At 65.2% G+C, this 18,802-nt stretch carries 13 protein-coding genes; 3 read left to right on the top strand and 10 right to left on the bottom strand.

All coding sequences use genetic code 11. From position 1 onward, the window contains the following. Positions 1-239: 239 nt before the first annotated feature. From PCJ49_RS02460 to PCJ49_RS02450, 3 genes are all read right to left on the bottom strand, one after another. A complete protein-coding gene (locus tag PCJ49_RS02460; RefSeq protein ID WP_269909551.1) occupies positions 240-1,628 on the bottom strand; it encodes an efflux transporter outer membrane subunit in 1,389 nt (462 codons plus the stop codon). A 247-nt stretch (positions 1,629-1,875) separates the two neighbouring features. Beyond that, positions 1,876-4,914: an efflux RND transporter permease subunit gene (locus PCJ49_RS02455; protein ID WP_269909550.1), complete on the bottom strand. Its 3,039-nt coding sequence runs from the start codon at positions 4,912-4,914 to the stop codon at positions 1,876-1,878. A 3-nt stretch (positions 4,915-4,917) separates the two neighbouring features. Further along, positions 4,918-5,838 (bottom strand): efflux RND transporter periplasmic adaptor subunit, encoded by a 921-nt coding sequence (locus PCJ49_RS02450; RefSeq protein WP_269909549.1) that lies wholly within the window; start codon positions 5,836-5,838, stop codon positions 4,918-4,920. Positions 5,839-6,092: 254 nt separating this feature from the next. Here PCJ49_RS02450 and PCJ49_RS02445 point away from each other — a divergent pair, with 254 nt between their 5' ends. Further along, positions 6,093-6,839 (top strand): response regulator, encoded by a 747-nt coding sequence (locus tag PCJ49_RS02445; RefSeq protein ID WP_347710418.1) that lies wholly within the window; start codon positions 6,093-6,095, stop codon positions 6,837-6,839. A 188-nt stretch (positions 6,840-7,027) separates the two neighbouring features. Continuing rightward, the gene (locus PCJ49_RS02440) at positions 7,028-7,903 is read left to right on the top strand and encodes an ATP-binding protein (RefSeq protein ID WP_269909548.1); all 876 of its coding nucleotides are present in this window, start codon (positions 7,028-7,030) and stop codon (positions 7,901-7,903) included. A gap of 18 nt (positions 7,904-7,921) precedes the next feature. On the opposite strand, the gene PCJ49_RS02435 is transcribed toward PCJ49_RS02440, so the two are convergent. From PCJ49_RS02435 to PCJ49_RS02425, 3 genes are read right to left on the bottom strand one after another with little or no spacing between them, the layout of a single operon-like run. Then, positions 7,922-9,619 (bottom strand): putative 2-aminoethylphosphonate ABC transporter permease subunit, encoded by a 1,698-nt coding sequence (locus tag PCJ49_RS02435; protein ID WP_269909817.1) that lies wholly within the window; start codon positions 9,617-9,619, stop codon positions 7,922-7,924. A gap of 2 nt (positions 9,620-9,621) precedes the next feature. Further along, complete coding sequence (locus tag PCJ49_RS02430) at positions 9,622-10,758, bottom strand: ATP-binding cassette domain-containing protein (protein WP_269909547.1); 1,137 nt, start codon at positions 10,756-10,758, stop codon at positions 9,622-9,624. Continuing rightward, the gene (locus tag PCJ49_RS02425; protein ID WP_269909546.1) at positions 10,755-11,792 is read right to left on the bottom strand and encodes a putative 2-aminoethylphosphonate ABC transporter substrate-binding protein; all 1,038 of its coding nucleotides are present in this window, start codon (positions 11,790-11,792) and stop codon (positions 10,755-10,757) included. The genes PCJ49_RS02430 and PCJ49_RS02425 overlap by 4 nt, the downstream gene beginning before the upstream one ends. 150 nt (positions 11,793-11,942) lie before the next feature. Here PCJ49_RS02425 and PCJ49_RS02420 point away from each other — a divergent pair, with 150 nt between their 5' ends. Next, positions 11,943-12,812: a LysR substrate-binding domain-containing protein gene (locus tag PCJ49_RS02420; RefSeq protein WP_089287060.1), complete on the top strand. Its 870-nt coding sequence runs from the start codon at positions 11,943-11,945 to the stop codon at positions 12,810-12,812. A 7-nt stretch (positions 12,813-12,819) separates the two neighbouring features. Here the strand turns inward: PCJ49_RS02420 and PCJ49_RS02415 are convergent, their stop codons facing one another. Genes PCJ49_RS02415 through PCJ49_RS02400 form a run of 4 tightly spaced genes read right to left on the bottom strand, consistent with a single transcriptional unit; the run spans position 12,820 to position 18,556 of the window. Further along, entirely contained in the window at positions 12,820-14,046 is a 1,227-nt protein-coding gene (locus PCJ49_RS02415; RefSeq protein WP_269909545.1) for a histidine-type phosphatase, read from the bottom strand. Positions 14,047-14,080: 34 nt separating this feature from the next. Continuing rightward, positions 14,081-17,077 (bottom strand): TonB-dependent receptor, encoded by a 2,997-nt coding sequence (locus PCJ49_RS02410; RefSeq protein WP_269909544.1) that lies wholly within the window; start codon positions 17,075-17,077, stop codon positions 14,081-14,083. Beyond that, positions 17,058-18,044, bottom strand: coding sequence for a FecR domain-containing protein (locus PCJ49_RS02405; RefSeq protein WP_269909543.1), 987 nt, complete (start codon positions 18,042-18,044; stop codon positions 17,058-17,060). The genes PCJ49_RS02410 and PCJ49_RS02405 overlap by 20 nt, the downstream gene beginning before the upstream one ends. Next, complete coding sequence (locus tag PCJ49_RS02400; protein WP_269909542.1) at positions 18,044-18,556, bottom strand: RNA polymerase sigma factor; 513 nt, start codon at positions 18,554-18,556, stop codon at positions 18,044-18,046. Before PCJ49_RS02400 ends, PCJ49_RS02405 begins: the two co-directional genes overlap by 1 nt. Positions 18,557-18,802 lie beyond the last annotated feature (246 nt).

The following is an 18,802-nucleotide window of genomic DNA, read 5'->3' as shown; positions in this document are numbered from 1 at the left end:
GTGATTCTCTGACCGGGTATTTCAATGTGATTGCGGGCAGTTTATTCTATCGGAGAAAAAATTCCTAAGAACAGCACCGCCTTCAATATCCATTGCGCCGCCGGACTTTATATCGCGCCCTTCGTAAAAGTCACCCCCTCTTTTGGCGGCGAAAAAATGCCCCTGATTGGAAACAATTCATAATATCGGCGGGAGAAAAGAGGGGCCGGCATGGCGGCCCCTTGTGACCCTTTTCCCGATTATTTCCAGGTCGCTTCTCCCCCCAGCGCCTTGTAGAGGGCGACGGCATTGACGATATTTTCGGCCTGCAGGGCGAGCAGGGCCTGTTGGGTCATCTGCAGCTGCCGTTGGGCATCCAACAGTTCCAGCCGGCCTTCCAGCCCTGCCTTGTAACGGGCCTCCGCCATGGCCACGCCGCGTTTCACCTCGGCCACGGTGCGCTGCTGGGCATCAATCTGGGCGTCCAGCGTGGCGCTGCCCGCCAGCCCGTCGGCAACCTCCCGGAAGGCGGTCTGGATCGCCTTTTCATATTGGGCGACGGCTTCGTTGCGCCGCACCTTTGCCACGTCCAATTCACCTTCCAGGCGGCCGCCATTGAAGATCGGCAGGGCCAGCCGGGGGGCGAAGCTCCAGGTATTGTTTGTGGGGCTGAAAAGCGACCCCAGCGCGGGGGAGGTGAAACCGACGGCGGCCGTCAAGGACAGGCGGGGGAAGAAGGCGGCCCGGGCGGCCGCCACATCGGCATTGCTGGCCTGCAACACCTGTTCGGCCTGCCGGATATCCGGCCGGTTCAGCAGCAGGTCAGAGGGAAGACCGGCCGGCAGCCGGGTCACCACCGGGTTCTGGTCCAGCGCCAGGGCGGGGGGCAGGTCCGCCGGCAGGTCGGCACCGACGATCAGGCGCAGCGCATTATCCGCGCGCAGCACCGCCCGTTCACGCCCGCGCAGATCCGCTTCGGCGGCGGAGACCTGGGCCTGGGCACGGATCACATCCACCTCGTTCCCGGTGCCGCTGCGCCAGCGTGCGCTGGCCAGTTCCGCCGATTGCCGCCAGTCAGCCAGGATGTTTTCCATCAGCGCCCGCTGTTCAATGGCCAGCCGCTGGGCAAAATAGCTCTCGGCCACAGCCCCGATCAGCGTGGCCCGCGCCGCGCGATAGCCTTCCTCGCTGGCCAGATAGCGGGCGGCGGCGGCCTCCGTCATGGCGCGGACGCGACCGAACAGATCAATCTCGAATGCATTCAGATTAATGCTCAGATTGTTCTGCAGGATCATCTCCGGCTTGCGCTTGCGCTGCACCCTGGTGCGTTCCAGGTTGGAGGAGGTCTGGAGGTCGATATCGGGTTGGGTTGCGGCATTCTGGATGTTGTTCTGTGCCCGTGCCGTTTCAACATTCAGCAGGGCCAGCCGCAGGTCACGGTTATTCTCCAGGGCCAGATCAATGACCCGCAGCAGGCGCGGGTCGCGGAACATCTCCTCCCGTGTCAGCCGCCGGGCCTCGCCGGCCCCATCGGGTGTCAGCGCCGGGGTGAAGGCGGCGGGGATCGGCGGCTCCGGCTTTTCCAGCGGGGCCACGGTCTTGCAGGCGGAGACGGTCAGCATTAGGGCGACCAGGATGGGCAGGCGCATGGGATCGGTCCTTGGACCAGGGAACGGGGCCACCGGCCGCCCGGTGACCCTGGATCGGGTCTGCCGGGTGGCCGGTCTGAAGGGGCAGGTCATACCAAGTTGCGATGAGCAGAACGCATCGCAACTTGGTACGGCGGCGACCGCCGCCGCGCGGCACGTGCCGCGTGAAGCCAAGCCAACGGATGTTGGCGCCGGCGATTGAGGGCCATGATCAGAACCGATCGGTTCTGATCATGGTAACAGAGTATCAAAGCAGGCGACGCAGCCGGGGCACCAGCCAGTCCTCCGCATCACGCACATAATCGAACAGGACCGGGACGAAGATCAGGCTGAGCGCGGTGGAGGAGATCAGCCCCCCGATCACCGCAATCGCCATGGGCTCACGAAACGCCGTATCCAGGCCGATGCCCAGCGCGATGGGCAGCATCCCGGCCAGCATGGCCAACGAGGTCATGATGATCGGCCGGGCCCGGACAGTGCAGGATTCGACAATGGCCTGCCGCCGATCGACCCCGTTGCGGATACGCTCCACCATATAATCCACCAGCAGGATGGAGTTCTTGTCGGCAATCCCCATCAACATCAGGATGCCGATGGCGGCTGACATGTTGAGATCGGTGTTGGTCAGCAACAGGGCCAGGAAAGCACCCCCGATGGAAAGCGGCAGCGCCGCCATCCGGGTCAGCGGCTGGATCCAGTCCTTGTAGAGCAGAACCTGGATGACATAGACCAGCATCAACCCGGCGGCGATGGCTTCCAGGAAACGGTTGAACAGGTCGGTCATCTCCTCCCCATCGCCGCCATTGCGGACATCGACGCTGCGGGGAAGGTTCTCCATGGCCGGCAGCTCATGGATCATTTCCAGCGCATCCCCCAGCGACAGCCCATCCACATTGGCTTCCACCGCGATCTTACGGCGCCGGTCATAGCGTTCGATGCTGGCGGGCCCCGCCCCGAACCGGATGCTGGCGACCGCGGAAAGCGGCACCGACCCGCCACCGGCTGTGGGAACCCGCAGCTCGCGCACCGTCTCCAGCGTTGTTTCCGGTGCGGCTGCCAGCCGGACGCGGACAACCAGCTGGCGGCCATTATGGTTGAACTTGGCCAGGTTGGCGTCGGTATCGCCGATGGTGGCGATATTCACGGCATCGCTGAGTGCCTGAACGCTGATGCCCAGTTGAGCCGCCTTGGCGAAATCGGGCGTGATGACGATTTCCGGCTGTGACACCGGGGCGGTGCTGCCAACCGAATTGATGCCGTCAATCCCGCGCATTCCGCGTTCAACGGCCTTGGCCGTCCGCTCCAGGGCCTGCGTATCCTCGCTGGTCAGGATGATGCTGATATCCTTGCCACCGGAGGAATTGGAGAAGCGGGCGCGGACATCCGGCACCACCGACAGGGCCGGCAGGACCAGCGCTTCAAATTCACGCTGGCTGATATCACGTTCCTTGGGTGGGGCCAGTTTGATCTGCAGGTTGGCAACATTCACCCCCTGCTCCCCGCCGGCATTGGTCAGCACATACAGCGTTTCCGGCCGTTCGCGCAGGATGTCGGCCATGCGCTGGGCGGTGGCATCCGTCTGGGCCAGGGTGGAACCGCGCGGCAACTCGATGGTCAGCGTTGACTGGGAATAATCCTCATAGGGCAGATAGCCGGTGGACAGCAGTGGGATCATGCCGAAGGACAGGGCGACGCTGGCCGCGGCGATCAGCAAGGTCACGCCACGATGGTCCAGCGTCCATTCCACCAGCCGGCGATAGCGTGCCCCCCAGCGCCCTTCGACCGGGCCCTGATGGGTGGCGGGTGCGCGCAGCAGATAGGCTGCCAGCATCGGTGTCAGCAGCCGGGCCACCACCAGGGAGAAGAAGGCCGCCACCGCCACCGTCACCCCGAACTGCACGAAGAACTGACCGACCACGCCGCCCATGAAGCTGACCGGCATGAAGACAGCGCAGATCACCGCTGTGGTTGCCACCACAGCCAGCCCGATTTCATCGGCGGCGATGATGGCGGCATCATAGGGCTTCTTGGTCGGATCATCCGCCATGTGGCGATGGATATTCTCAATCTCCACAATCGCATCATCCACCAGCACGCCGGTGACCAGGGAGATCGCCATCAGGCTGACCATGTTCAGCGAATAGCCCAGGAAATAAAGCGCCAGGAAGGTGGGGATGATGGAAAGCGGGATGGTGATGGCAGCCAGCGCCGTCGACCGCCCGTCGCGCAGGAACAAAAAGACGGTCAGGATCGTCAGCAGCCCCCCTTCGAAAAAGGTGTAGAGGGTGGAGCTGAAGCTGGTCTGGGTGAAATCGACCAGGGAAAACAGCTCGGTGAAGGTCACGGCCTTGTTGTTGGCTGCAATATCGGCCAGCGCTTCCCGCACGGCGGCACCCACGGTCAGCTCGCTCGCCCCCTTGGCGCGGAACACCGCAAAGGTGACGGCCGGCTTGCCGTTCAGGGTGGTGATGGACCGGGGCTCGGCCCCGCCATCGGTCACCGTGGCGATCTCACCCAGGCGCACCCCCCGGCCATTGCCCAGATTGATCCAGGTCTGGCGCAGCGCCTTGACGGACTGGACCCCGCCCAGGGTACGCAGGCTGTATTCCGTGCCTTCCTGCACCAGCCGGCCGCCCGGCAGATCGATATTGGTCTGGGCCAGCTGGCGGCTGATATCGGCGGCGGATACGCCGAAGGCGGCCAGCCGGGCCGGGTCCAGCGTCACCGTCACCTCATGGTTGATGCCGCCATTGCGCTGCACCTTGGCCACGCCGGGAACAGCCAGCAATCGGCGATTGACCGTGTCATCCACGAACCAGGACAGTTCCTCCGGCCGCATGGTCGGTGCTTCGACACCGAAGGAGAAGATGGCCCCGCCATCCGCCTCTTCCCGCCGCACCTGCGGTTCCAGGATGGAGCGTGGCAGCTGGTCACGGATGCTGGCCAAGGCGTCGCGCGAATCATTGGTGGCCCGGTCGTAATCCGTGCCCAGATGGAATTCGACATTGGTGATGGAGGACCCCTCGGCGATGGTGGAGGTGATGTGCTTCACCCCCGACAGCCCCGCCAGGGCGCCTTCGACGCGTCGGGTGATCTGGATTTCGATTTCGCTGGGAGAGGCTCCCGGCTGGTTGATGATGACGCTGACGACCGGCACCACGGCATTGGGCATATTGGTGACGGGAAGCTGCCGGAACGCGATCAGACCGGCAACTGTCAGCACAAGAAACAGGACAATGGGCGGAATCGGATTGCGGATGGCCCAGGTGGAAATTGGCATGGACATGGCTCAGCGTGCCTCCACCGTCTTCACGAAATCACCGGCACGGATCAGCGTTCCCGCGCGCTGCACCACCCGCAGATCGGGCGTGACCCCTTCGACCAGGGTCACGCCATCCCGTTGCAGCAGGGGCGTTACGGGATGGCGGACGACATGGTTGCTGGCATCCACCTCCCAGACAAAGGCACCCTCGCCATCGCGCTGAATGGCTGTGGCCGGTAAGGCCAGGGCCGTCACCGGGTTCAGTTCAATATCGCCATGGACGAATCCGCCCACCATCAGCCCCTGGGCGCTGGGGACGGTCACACGTACAGCGGCGGCACGGTCGGATGCATCAATGCGCGGCGACACCAGCCGCACGGACCCCAGCAGGGAACCCGCAACACCAGGGACCGTCAGATGCACATTGCTGGCCGGCTTCACACGGTTGGCCTGGCCTTCGGGAACACGCAGTTCGGCTTCAATTTCACCATCGCGTGCAATGCGGAACAGCGGGTCGGTCGCGTTGGCGATTCCCCCCACCAGGGCCCGGCGTTCGAACACCACCCCACCGGTGGGCGCGTGCACGGTGGCGCGCCGGATGGCCAGCTTTGCCTCCTCCACCTTGGCCTTCATCGTGGCCAGGGCGCTGCGCTTTTCCATGATCAGGCTTTCGCTGACAGCGCCGGTATCCTTGATGGAGAGGGTCCGCGTCGCCTCATCGCGGGCCTTGGCATAGTCCGCCTCCATCTGCGCCAGCTGCAGGCGCAGGCCCTCTGCATCCAGCACCGCCAGCGGGTCGCCTTTTTTGACACGATCGCCCACCTCGGCCGACACATCCAGGATGCGGACATTGGTAAGCTCAGCCATCACCGTGGTCTCTTCTCGCGGCACCAATGTGCCGGCAACGCCGGTATGGTCGATGATTGTCTGTGTATGGGGACTGGTCACCGTGACGCTCAGAATCTCCTTCTTTGCGACTTCGGCATGGGTTTTTGTCCCCTTCTGCAGGACCAAGAAACCCAGAAAGGCTGCCCCGCCCAACAACAGAGCGGTTATTGCCAATTTACGGTACATATTCTCTGTTTGCCTCGCGATTGATGCGATGACGGCCGACTGGCGCTCGCCGGGAAAGTCTGAGAGGACCGTTGTGTTTTAATCGAGGGTGTGTGGAGAAATGATGGAGATGGCAAAAAAGAATGATGATGCTGGATGCGCATGACGATGCGGGGACGCCCGGCCGGGGGCGGCCGGGCGAGGCGCTGATCCTTGTCACCGAAGATGAACCGGAGATTGCCGATATCCTGACCGCCTATCTGGAACGGGCGGGGCTGCGCGTGGTCCGGGCCGAGGATGGCCGGCGGGCCCTGGACCTGCATCTGACCCTGCACCCCGATCTGGTGTTGCTGGATGTGCAGTTGCCGCGGCTGGATGGCTGGCAGGTGCTGGCCGAAATCCGCCATCGCGGCAATACCCCTGTCATCATGTTGACCGCGCTCGACCAGGATATCGACAAGCTGATGGGCTTGCGCATCGGGGCGGATGATTATGTTGTCAAGCCGTTTAACCCGGCGGAGGTGGTGGCACGCGTCCAGGCCGTGCTGCGGCGCTGTAGCGGGGAGGGTGGCGCCCGTTCCCCGCGCGTCCTGCGCTTCGGCCCCCTGCGCATCGACCTGGAAGGCCATCAAACGCTGATCGAAACAACCGATGGCGACAGCCTGCCCCTGGATCTGACCCTGACCGAATATCGGCTGCTGGTGCATCTGGCCCGGATGCCGAAGCGGGTCTTTACCCGCATGGAACTGCTGGAGGCCTGCCTGCCGGAAGGCGAGGCGCTGGAACGGACGGTGGACAGCCATCTGAGCAAGCTGCGCAAAAAGCTGGAGGCACAAGGTGTTGCGGGTGTGCCAACAAATGTCCGTGGCGTCGGTTACCGACTGGGTGATGTATGACGCCAAGGATCGTGCCTCCAAAGGGCTCCGGTCTGCGACGTCAGATCATCCTGTCGATGGCAGCCGTCGCAACCAGTGTGGTACTGCTTGTGATCTTTGGTTCTTATGCTTTTTATGCATATTTTTATACATATTTTCCTTCCAGCATTTCCGATGACATCGTTCCCAACCCGGTAGAAATCATCTGGATGGCGGGCACGCTGCTGGTCGCGCTGATCTTGGCGACAGGTGTTGCGGTGAAACTGGCCCGGCGTATCCTGGCACCATTGAATTCCGTGGCGGCCAGCCTGCGCCGGGTAGCGGAGGGTGACCTTTCCGCCCGGGCGACGATGGATGGCAGCCCCATTGGGGAAGCCACGCGGCTGGTGCTGGACTTCAATAATCTGGCCGAACAGATGGAAAGCATGGCCCGCGACCGGGCCTTCTGGAACGCCGCCATCGCGCATGAGCTGCGCACGCCGGTGACGGTGCTGCGCGGACGGCTGCAGGGCATGACCGAAGGGGTTTTCCAGCCCACACCCGCCCTGCTGGCGGGCTTGTTGAGCCAGGTGGAAGGGTTGGCCCGGCTGGTGGAGGATCTGCGCGTGCTGGGGCTAGGGGAGAGCGGACGGCTGGATATCCAGCTGGAACAATGCGATCTGGCCGCCAGCCTGCGCGATGCGGTGGGAACGCTGGAACCCAATCTCCGCGCTGCCGGGCTGGTCCCGGAGCTGGAAATGGACACGGACGAGGTGGTGTGTGACCCGGTGCGCATCCGTCAGGCCCTGATGGCCCTGCTGGACAATGCCATCAATCATGCCGAATCCGGACCGCTGCATATCCGGTCTTTCCGCCGCCATGGTCTCTACCATTTGCAGGTGGAGGATGCGGGGCCCGGCATTCCGGTGGCGTTACGGGAAAGCGTGTTTGATGCCTTTCACCGGGGCCAGAAATCCCGGTCCGGGCAGGGCAGCGGGCTGGGGCTGGCCGTGGTGCGTGCCATTGCCCGTGCCCATGGGGGCGATGTGCGCTGCCTGCCATCCAGCCAGGGCGGCACCATCTTTGACCTTACCTTGCCGGGGTGACCGTCTGCGCCGCCCGTTTCAACCGTCCGTCCGTGTCTGCCAACGCGCTGTTCGCCGCCGAAGCCCGGCTGTCGCCAGGGCCCAGCCGATGCGGGCCACGGCGCCGGTGGCGAAGATCAGCATTGCCATGGCGGCGGCCGGGGCGGTATCGCCAGCATCATCCATGGCCAGCACCGCCAAGGCCGCCAGACTGGTGTCCGGATCATAGAGAAAGACAACGGCTGATACGGTCGTCAGGGCGCTGAGGAAAAGGTAGGAGGCCATGTCCAGCACCACCGGCAGCGTCAGCGGCAGGGTGACACGGCGCAGCGTCACGGCGGGCGATACTTTCAGCGCCCGCCCGGCTTCCTCCAGCTCCGGGTCCAGCCGGCGCAGGGCGGTCATCGCGGACAGGTGCGGCACGCTGTAATAATGGGCGATGGTACAGATCACCAGCAGCGCCAGCGTGCCCTGAAGCACGTGCAGCGGATTGCCCGGATCGGCCAGGAAAAACACATAGCCCAGCCCCAGCACCAGCCCCGGCACGGCCAGGGGCAGCAGCGCCAGCGCATGAATGCCCTGGCGCATCGCCGCCGCCGCCCGGCCCTTCACCACCAGCCAGGCACCGGGGAAAATCACCAGCGTGCCGCACAGGGCGGTGAAAGCCGCCAGTTTCACGGAATTGCCATAGGCTTCCCAGCCGCTGCTGTCCGCCATGTCGAACTGATAATGCCACAGGCCCAAGGTCAGGTCATAAGGCCACAGCCTGACCAGGGAGGCGAACAGGGCCGTCACCGGGATCAGCAGCAGGCAGCCGGCCACGGCAGCGCAGAAGATCAGGAAAGCGGTATCGACCGCGCGGTTGCGTTCTGCCACCAGCGCCACCGCTTTGCCCCCCAGGGCGGCGTTTGGCCGCGCCGCCATTGCCCGGTCGATTAGGAAAGTCAGCAGGGCCGGCAGCAGCAGCAGCAGGGCCACCACGGCCCCGCGCTGGAAATTCTGCTGGCCGATCACCTGCCGGTAAATGTCGGTGGAGAGCAGGGGCATCTGCCCGCCAATCACCTTGGGCACGCCGAAATCGGTGATGACCATGGCAAAGACGGCGACGAAGGCAGAGATCAGACCGGGGCGTACCGACGGCAGGGTAATGGTGGCAAAGCGCCGCCAGGGCCCCGCCTTCAAGGCACGCGCCGCCTCATACAGCCGTGCGTCAGCCAGCGACAGCGCGGCGGTGAGGATCAGCAGGGCATGGGGAAAGGTCCAGAACACCTCCCCCAGCACGATCCCGATGGGGCCATAGATGCTGTGCCCGCCCAACACCCCCTTCAACATCCCCTGATTGCCGAACAGATAGATCAGGGAGATGCCGGGCAGCAGCGACGGCGCCAGCAAGGGCAATTGCGCGATCAGTGCGAACAGGCTGCGCCCCGGCATCCGGGTCCGCGTCAGCCCATAGGCATAAAGAAAGGCCAGGGTGACAGTGATGGCGGCGCTGACCAGCGACAGGATCAGGCTGTTGCCCAGGGCGGCCAGCAGCGACGGGTTGGCCAGATAGTCGCGCAGATTGGCCAGCCCGACAAAATGCCCCGCCCGATCATGCAGCGCCTGCGACAGCAGGGCCGCCAGCGGCAGCGCCAGGGCCAGCAGCAGGAACAGCAGGGTGGGGGTGATGGCCAGCAGTGATATGGTCGCCCGCGTCAGCCCGGCAAGGCGGGGCCGGTATAGGGCTTGGGGCATGGTCACGCGGCGACCCCATCGGCGAACAGGCGCAGCCGGCCCAAGGGCAATCGCAGCTGGAGCCGGCGACCCGGGGCCAAGTCCCCACCGGCCACCGCCCCAGCCCAGGCCGGTTGCAGGCTGGTCAGCGACAGGCCCGCCAGTTCCGGCGCATCCAGTGCCAGTTGCACCATGATCTGGGCACCGCGATATTCGCTGTCGGTCACCCGGCCGGGCAGGCAGAGATGGCCATCCTCGATCAGCGGCCCGTCCAGCCCGCCATCCTCCAGCCCCAGCCATTCCGGCCGCAGGCAGAGCACGGGGGCCTGCCCCGGCTGGTTGTTGCCCAGTTCCAGCCCTGGCAGCGGCCAGGGCCCAAGCCGCAGCGAACCATCCGGCCCGCTTGTGAGCGGCAACCGGTTCTCCGCGCCGATGAAACCGGCGACGAACAGGCTGGCCGGCCGGTCATACAGGTCGACCGGGCTGCCGACCTGTTCCACCCTTCCTTGGTTCAGCACCATGATCCGGTTGGACAGGGTCAGCGCCTCTTCCTGGTCATGGGTGACCATCAGCGTGGTGATGCCCAGCTGGCGTTGCAGGCGGCGCAGTTCCCCGCGCAGATCGCGCCGCACCTCCGCATCAAGGGCCGACAGCGGTTCATCCAGCAACAGCAGGCCGGGACCGGGGGCCAGGGCGCGGGCCAGCGCCACGCGCTGCTGCTGGCCGCCCGACAACTGGCCGGGATATTTGCCGGCATGGGCGGTCAGGCCGATCAGGGTCAGCATGGCATCCAGCCGGTCCCGCCGGGCGGCGCGCGACAGGCCGCGCAGCCCATAGGTGATATTGTCCGCCACGCTGAGGGTGGGGAACAGCGCATAGGATTGGAAGACAATCCCGACATCCCGCCGTTCCACCGGCACGGCGGTGACATCGGCCCCATCCTGCCGGATGCTGCCTTCCGTCGGCGGGGCCAGCCCGGCAATGGCGCGCAGCAGCGTCGTCTTGCCGGAACCGGACGGCCCCAGCAAGGTGACAAATTCCCCCCGCTGGACCGTCAGATCAACGCCCGCCAGGGCTGTGAAAGAACCGAAACGATGGCCGACCCCCGACAGGACCAGATGGGCCGGTGCGGTGTTGGCAGCAACAGAACCAGGGATCATTTCGCTTCCGATTTGGCATCATAACGGCGCGACCATTCGGCCAGAATGCGGTCGCGGTTGGCGGCGGCCCAGGCGAAATCCTGCTTCACCAGCCGGCTTTCCAGATCGGCCGGGATATGCGGCACCTTGGGCTGTACCTCCGGTCGCGCGACGATGGCGAAGTTCTGCGCATAGAGCGCGTTGGCCTCCGGGGTGACTGCCCAATCCAGCAGGGTACGGGCCGCCGCCAGCTTAGGCGTGCCTTTGACGATACCGACAGCTTCCATGTCCCAGCCCAGCCCCTCCGCCGGCAGCACCAGTTCCAGCGGTGCCCCCTGTTCGATCAGCTTGCTGGCGCGATATTCAAAGGACAGACCGATGGCAAATTCCCCGGTCGCTGCCTGCTTGCAGGGTTTGGAACCCGAATGGGAATAGCTGGCAATGTTGCGGTCCAGCGCATCCATGAAAGCCCAGCCCTTTTCTTCCCCCATCATCTGCAGCCAGGCGCTGACCATCAGGAAGCCGGTACCGGAGGAGGCGGGGTTGGGCATGGTGATGCGGCCCTTCCAGGCCGGATCGGTCAGGTCGGTCCAGCGGGTGGGCAGGGCCAGCCCCAGCTTTTCCCGTTCCACCTTGCTGACACATAAGGCTGAACTCAGCACATCCATGCCGACCCAGGTGGGTTGCGGCCGGCTGTCGCGCAGTGCCGGCTTCACCTGCGCCAGACCGGCCGGCGCATAGGGTTCCAACATGCCTTCCTGGTCCATCAGCATCAGGGAGGTGGCGGTCACCCCCATCACCACATCGGCCTTGGGGGCTGCCTTTTCCGCCAGCAGCCGGGCGATGATGACGCCGTTGCTGTCACGCACCCAGCGGATTTCCACGCTGGGGTTTACCGCCTCGAACGCCGCCTTATAGGCTTTCAACTGATCAGCCTCCAACCCGGTATAGACGGTCAGGCTGGTCTTTTCCTGCGCCCGGCTGGCCGGCGCTGCCAACCCCATGGCCAGGGCGACAAGGGCGAGCGGCAGGATGGAAAGGCGGCGGAGGCGCATGGGGGCATCCTCAAAGGACGAAGCAGATCAGGGACGGGGAGCCGTTTTGGCGACGGGCGGACCATTCCGGCCGCACCATGAAGGCGGGGGAACTATATTGGAAATCCATCGTATCAATGGCAGATATAGATAAAATCTATAGGAGTGGTCATGCTTCATACACAGTTGCGGGCCTTTCACTGGGTGGCGCGGGAAGGAAGCTTCACCCTGGCGGCCCGGGCGCTGGCCATTTCCCAGCCCACCCTGTCGGCAGAGGTGAAGGCGCTGGAGGAACGCTATGGCATCATGCTGTTCCTGCGGGAACGGCGCGGCGTGACACTGACCCAGGCCGGGCAAGCCTTGCAGGAGATTACCCACCGGCTGTTCGCGGCGGAGCAGGAGGCGCTGGAACTGCTGTCCGGTCACCGGGCCCTGACGGGCGGAACGCTGAATGTGGGGGCCGACGGGCCGGTGCTGGCCATCCCGCTGGTGGCGGAATTCACCCGCCGGCATCCCGGTGTGAAGCTGCGCCTGTCGCTGGGCAATGCCGAGACAATCCGCCGCGATCTGCTGGAGATGCGGCTGGATGTGGCGGTGCTGGCCAGCCCCACCATCGACCCGCGCCTGACCGGGCTGCCGCTGGGGCGGGATCAGGTGATGGTGATGATGCCGGCCAGTCACCGGCTGGCCGCCTGTGACCATGTGGACCCGGTGGAGCTGACCAAGGAACGGGTGCTGGTGCGGGAACCGGGTTCCATGACCCGCCGTGTGGTGGAACGGGTGCTGGCGGAAGCCGAACTGGTGCTGACCGACACCATCGAAATCGCTTCCCGTGAGGCACAACTGGCGGCCGTGAAGGCCGGCATGGGGCTGGCCTTCATCTGCAAGACAGAATTCAGCGGCGACAGCGACATGGTGCTGCGACCGCTGCAGGGGCTGCGGATTGATCTGGACGAATATGTCCTGTGCCTGCGTGACCGCAGCCGCCTGGGCATTGTCCGCGCCTTTCTGGCGGTGGGGGAGGCGATGGCGGGGGCGTGATCGCCGATCAGGATTTCGCCAGGGCCTGGTTGATCAGCGTGGTGAACCGGTCCAGCCGGCAGAAATCCCCCGTATCGGCGCAGCCGGGAATGGGCAGGATTTCCGTAAAAGGCGGCTGGGCCACCGACAGCGGGGTCAGGTGGCGGATCTGGTCCGGCGTCTGCGCCAGATAGGCCAGCCGCACCCAGACGGCACCGGCCGGATCGCGCCAGCGTTCAAAGCGCAGGCCACCCCCGATGGGCGGATCATCCTGGCCATAGCCATCCACCTGGAAATGCACATCCAGCAGGCTGGACAGGGCGGCGACATTATTGTCATGCCCGATCAGCAGGGTCAGGGCCGGCCCCTTGTCCGCCGACAGGGCGTCCAGCACGCGCGGTGCCATCTTGAAGGCGGTGTGGCGGGCCATGTAATGCGGCCGTGCATAGACCTCGAACAGCAGAGCGTGAAGGCGGGATATCCGGGCCAGTTCCGTGGCGTCGAGCTTGCCCCAGGCCACATCCTTCATCGGCATCCCTTCCAGATATTGCAGCAGGAAGACCTGTGCCGTGCCCGAGGTGATATAGATCGGCCCCAGCAGATCGATGCCCTTGCCATCGGCCGATAAAGACAGGGTGGCTTTGGTGCCGGCAATATCACAGGGCGGGTTGCGGCGGTCGCAGCCCAGCGCCTTTTCCATCAGGGCGATTTCCGCCTTGTAGGGGGCGGTGATGCCCTGCGGATCGCCCTTTTCCGCCCGGATGGCGGCAATGGCCGCTTCGGGGGTGAAGCCCGTCATCTCATTGGGCGGGCTGAACAGCGGGTCGCGCGTGCCGGGTTCCAGATGGGAAACCTTAACCTTGCAGCCGGGGGCCAGACCGTCGGCCAGGGCCTCCCCCGTGCTGATGGTGCGGGCCGCACTGTTGGTCCAGATATCGACCACCCCATCCGCCGGACAGCCGGCGGTGGGCAGGATTTGGCCATTGGCGGCCCAGCCGCGCAGATAGCTGCCCAGCAGCCGGGTGGCCGCTACGCCATGGGCGGTCAGCAGGCTGGGCGGTTCCTTCCAGGCTGGCAGCGGCAGTTCGTTCAGGCCGGTGATGGCGGCTTCGGTTTCCAGCGGCGTGCGCAGCCCATGGCGCAGCAGCAGCACCGACCGTTCCAGTTTCCAGCCCGGCCCCGGTGCCGGATCGGCAGCGGCCAGGGCAGGGGCGGCAATAAGGGTGGCCAGCAAGGCCAGGACAAGGCGTTTCAAGACGCGGGTTTCCTTAAAGCTGGTGGAAAGGGAATCAGAATTCCAGCCGCAGCACCATTTGGGCGCTGCGACCGCTGGCAATGGTTTCCGGCACGGCATCGCTCTGCCGGCCGATGGTGGCGCGATAGGCGAGGTCGTTCAGCAGATTGCGGATGGAGAATTCCAGGGTGGCGCCGGGCGATACCTGCCAGTCGCCCTGCAGGTCCAGTCGCTGCGACGGCTGGACCCAGACATCCAGGGCGCTGCCATTCATCCGGCTGCCGCTGCCGGAAAGCCCGTGCAACCCGTATTTCTGGATATAGGCATCCGACCAACTGTAACTGACGGACAGGGACCAATCGTCCGCCGCATAGCGCAGGCGGCTATTGACCTGCCAGTTGGGCGCATATTGCAGCCGTTCCACCGGGGCGAGGTCTGGCATGTTCAGGCGTACCCGGCTCTGCTGGCTGTTCAGGCTGGTTTCCAGCACCAGGGCGTTGAACGGATCAGGCAGGAAATCCAGTTCCTGTGCCGCCGCCAGTTCCGCCCCCCACAGCCGCGCCGTGCCGCCATTGAAGGGCTTGACGATGGGAAGGCTTGCTCCCCCCCCGTCGGCGAGGCCATTGTAATTGGCGCCGGCATCATAAAGATAATGCCGCAAACGCTTGTGATAGAGCGACAGGCCGGCATGGCCACCCGGCCAGCGCCATTCCCCGCCCAGATCGATATTCAGCGCCGACACCGCTTTCAGATCGGGATTGCCCTGGATAAGGGTGACCGTGCCATTGGCGTCGCGGCTGGCCGTGGCACTGCCGGAAAGCTGATAAAGCGCGGGGCGCACCTGCCCGGTCCAGATGGCCAGCCGGTAACGCTGATCCTCATCTGGTGTGTAGTTCACCAGCAGGCGCGGCAGCCAGGCTTTATAGCGGCTTTCGCCATGGTTCCAGCCATAGGCAATGCCGCCCGCCGGCACCCCCTGGTTCCCCGACAGCCAGTAGCGTGTATTGATTTCCGCCCGTTCCACCCGCAGGCCGGGCAATAGCTGCCAGGGACCGCGCTGCAGATCAGCCTGCAGATAGGCGGCACTGACGGTTTCCTGACCGCTCATGCTGTTGCCGTTATAATCGTCCGGGGTCCAGACGAAGTCACCGGCATGGGCGCGAAAGCGTTCCAGCAGCAGCCCCTGATCAATCAGCGGCACCTGATAATCATAAAGCCCCTTGGCCACCGTCACCCAGGTGCCGTCGGACAGGCCCAGCGCTGTCAGATCGCCCATGCGGGTGCCGGGCGGCAGGGCGGCACTGCCGCCGCTATTCTGCGGGCGCTGGTTGCGGCGGGTGACGCTGTTGTCACTGCGCACCAGCTTCATGCCGGCTTGCAGCTTCATGCCGTCTGGCCCTGTCTCCAGGTCCAGCCCGCCGCCATCCTTGCGCTGCCGGCTGGTCAGGCTGGTATATTCGCCCAGGTTGGAGGCAGGTACCGCGTCGGCACCCGCCAGCAGTGCCTGCATCTTCGGCCCCAGCAACGGCACCGGATAGCCGCCCCGGTCAGCCATCACCAGCCCTTCATCCACCGTGGTGCCGCGATTGTTCCAGAACGACACCTCGATATGGCGCGGCTTGTCGTTGCGGCCCCAGCTATGGAACAGATAGGGGCGCAGGGTCAGGGCGCTGGCCCTGATCTCTCCACCACCATGCAGGGTCAGCAGTTCGGCTTCGTCCGGGTTGGTCTGGAACCAGTAATGCAACTGGTTCTTGATGCTCTGTGTCTGGTACAGGCCATTGCCCAGCGGGATGCGGCGGGTGAAGCTGGCATCCCGCCCGCCCTGGAACCCCACCTGATAGACATCCTGTTCGGTGTCGGCGCGGTTCCAGCCAGCGCGCAGGAAGGCGCTGTAAGGCGCATCGGGCCGCCAGTCCAGTGCTGCCGCAGCACCGCCCCGCTTGGTGCGCCCGCGCACAAATTGTGCATTCAGGGAGGTGGCCAGCAGGTTTTCGCCCGCATCCATGCCGGCCGGATTATGGCCGGCCGCATCGGTGATGGCATAATCGAACTGGCCGGTCTGATAGGTCTGCTGCCGGCTGGCAAACGGGCGGCTGTCGGCATGGGCGCGCAGCACCAGCCCCAGCGCATTATCCCGCCCGAACAGCCGGGACCATTCCACCTCCCCCCCGCCACCGGCGCCGGAGAGGTGATAATCACCGGTGCGGGTTGTCCAGTTGCCGCGCAGGCTGATACGGGTGCGCTCTGCCCCCAGATCAAAGGCGCTGGCGCTGCGGAAATCAATGATGCCGCCAATGGCATCCCCATCCTTGTCCGCTGTCAGGGCGGTTTCCAGATGCAGCGCGTCCGGCCCGAAGGGGGGCAGCAGGCTCAGTTGCACATCCCGGCTATAGGGCAGGCTCTGCGCGATATTGACGCCATCCATCAGCAACTGGCTGTAGGCCCCGCCCAGCCCCCGGATGGCGACCGACTGGCCTTCCGCCCGTGCGGCCCGGTCGATGCCGCCCAGATCACCTTGCAGGGAGGTCATCATCACATTGACGCCGGGCAGGCGGCCCAGCAGTTCCGCCATGTTGCGGTCGGCCGCCCGGTTGAAATCCGCCGCCGGCAGGATATGCACGGGCAGGGGGGAGCGCAGTTCGGCGGCAAACCGGTCCTGCAGGCGCTGTCCCATCACCAGGATTTCCTCTGTCGGTTCCGGCGGTCGGGGCAGCGGCGGGGTGGGGCGGCTGGCAGGGGCTGGCAGGATGACAATGGTGCCATCCGGCTGTTCACGATAGATCAGACCGGTGCCGGCCAGCAGCAGATCCAGGGCCGCCCGAAAGCTGGTGCCGTCCGGGATGGAAGGGGCCGCGCGCGGGGGCAGGGCGGCACCCTGGAACAGCAGGTTGCGGCCCGATTGCCGGGCCAGGGAGAGCAACGCATCCGACAGGTTGCGCTGCTGCGACCCCGGTGCGGCAGGGGCCGCACCCGCCGCCAGCAAGGCGGCCCCCAGCGCGATGGCCGCTACCCGACGGCCAGGGCGGGGATCAACGCCGGCGCGGCTCAAGCTGATACTCCCCCGGCGCCGTCTGGCGCCAGGATAGCGGGTGCAGCAGGGTCAGGGCGTTGAGAAAGCCGCTGATATCGGCCGTGTGGAAAACCCCGCTGACCTTCAACCCTGACAGGGCGGGGTCGGCCAGCCGCATCCGCACGCCGGTGCGGGCTTCCACCTCCGCTAGTGCCTCGGTCAGGGGCGTATCCTCAAACACGGCCTGCCGGTCCCGCCAGGCCAGCACCCGGCCCAGATTGGCGGCAGTCAGCCGCAACGGCGCGCCTTGGGCCTGGCTTTCCACCTGCTGGCCCGGTTTCAGCACCGTCAGCACGCGGCCATTCTGGGCATCGCGCACATCGGCTGCCCCTTCCAGCAGCACGACGCGCACCTTGTCCGCCCGGTGGCGGACGGTGAAGCGGGTGCCCAGATCATGCACCACCAGATCGCGGGCAGCCACGCTGAAGGGGCGCAGCTTCTCATGCACCACATCGAATTCGGCTTCCCCCTGATGCAGGGTCACCTGACGGGACAGGGGATCGATGCGCACATGCAGCCTGGTGCCGGCATCCAGCCGCACCAAGGTGCCGTCCGCCAGCACGATACTGTGCCCCTCGCCGGGGCCACTGGCATAATCGGCCTCTGTCACCGCTCCCTGCCAGCCGATCACCGCCAGCAGACAGGCCGCCGCCATGCCGAACCCGGCCAGCAGCGGCCCCCGCCAGGAACGGCCGGTGCTGCTGTTGCGGGCGATGCGGAAATTACGGGCGCGCAGCATGTCGGGGCGCATCCGGCCCTGGTCATTGATGGCACCGGAGGCGATCCAGGCGCGCGACACGATATCCATCGCCGCCACATGGTCGGTGCTGGCCTGCAGCCATGCCTTCAGGGCGGCCTGTTGATCGGGGCCCAGCTTGCCGGATGCCGACAGCCGCATCCATTCCGCCGCTTGATCCAAAATTCGTTGTTCCGGGTCGCCCGCCATCACTGTTCCGTCTCCGCCAGATGACGGCCCAGATGCACCAGCGTGCGGTCAACCAGCCTTGTCACTGTCCGCGTATCCATGCCCAGCCGTTCCGCCACGTCGCGGTGGCGCATTCCATCAACACGCACCAGCAGGAACACATTGCGGGCAATGGGATCAACCTGCTTCAACGCCTCTTCCAGTCGCTCCAGATTCTCACGGCCGATCAGCGCCTGTTCGGGGCTGATCGCCTGATCGTCGATCAACTCGCCGGCTTCTTCCAATTCCTGATGCTGGTCGCGCAGGCGGGCGCGATCACGGCGGAACCGGTCCACCACCAGGCTGGAGGCGACGCGCAGCAAGAAGCCGCGCCAATTGCCAACGCGTTCGGCCGGGGCCGCACTCAGCACCCGGACGAAAACATCCTGTACATAATCTTCAACATCACTGCCGCCACCGATCTGGCGGGTGAAATAGGCCCGCAGCATCGATTGATGCTCGGCATCCGCCAGGGTTCGGGATTTTTCCGCCATTCTTCCGCATCCAGCCTGGGCCTTGCGGCCATGCATATTGGCGTGTGTGGTCCTAGCGGATGTGGGTTGCAGTTTGATGACGGTGGCGGACATGGCAGCTCCCCATCGGCGCAGGGCGGCTGTGCAATGCACACCACCCTGCACCGGTACGTGATACCAATCTCCCTGGATCGTGAACGATCCAGGGAGATTTTGCGTTCCCTCAGGCGCCGGGCGCTGCCTCCGGCAGCTTGGCTTACGCCGCTA

Source organism: Niveispirillum sp. BGYR6 (assembly GCF_027568365.1).
Lineage (GTDB): Bacteria > Pseudomonadota > Alphaproteobacteria > Azospirillales > Azospirillaceae > Niveispirillum.
Note: the sequence above shows the minus strand (reverse complement) of the source record. Positions and strands in the feature narration are given on the sequence as shown.

Coding starts and splice junctions, on each gene's coding strand:
- PCJ49_RS02400 (WP_269909542.1), bottom strand. CDS start 18,556: ATGGCGGAAAAATCCCGAACCCTGGCGGATGCCGAGCATCAATCGATG.
- PCJ49_RS02430 (WP_269909547.1), bottom strand. CDS start 10,758: ATGATCCCTGGTTCTGTTGCTGCCAACACCGCACCGGCCCATCTGGTC.
- PCJ49_RS02460 (WP_269909551.1), bottom strand. CDS start 1,628: ATGCGCCTGCCCATCCTGGTCGCCCTAATGCTGACCGTCTCCGCCTGC.
- PCJ49_RS02455 (WP_269909550.1), bottom strand. CDS start 4,914: ATGTCCATGCCAATTTCCACCTGGGCCATCCGCAATCCGATTCCGCCC.
- PCJ49_RS02405 (WP_269909543.1), bottom strand. CDS start 18,044: ATGGCGGGCGACCCGGAACAACGAATTTTGGATCAAGCGGCGGAATGG.
- PCJ49_RS02440 (WP_269909548.1), top strand. CDS start 7,028: ATGGCGGGCACGCTGCTGGTCGCGCTGATCTTGGCGACAGGTGTTGCG.
- PCJ49_RS02425 (WP_269909546.1), bottom strand. CDS start 11,792: ATGCGCCTCCGCCGCCTTTCCATCCTGCCGCTCGCCCTTGTCGCCCTG.
- PCJ49_RS02420 (WP_089287060.1), top strand. CDS start 11,943: ATGCTTCATACACAGTTGCGGGCCTTTCACTGGGTGGCGCGGGAAGGA.
- PCJ49_RS02435 (WP_269909817.1), bottom strand. CDS start 9,619: ATGCCCCAAGCCCTATACCGGCCCCGCCTTGCCGGGCTGACGCGGGCG.
- PCJ49_RS02445 (WP_347710418.1), top strand. CDS start 6,093: ATGCTGGATGCGCATGACGATGCGGGGACGCCCGGCCGGGGGCGGCCG.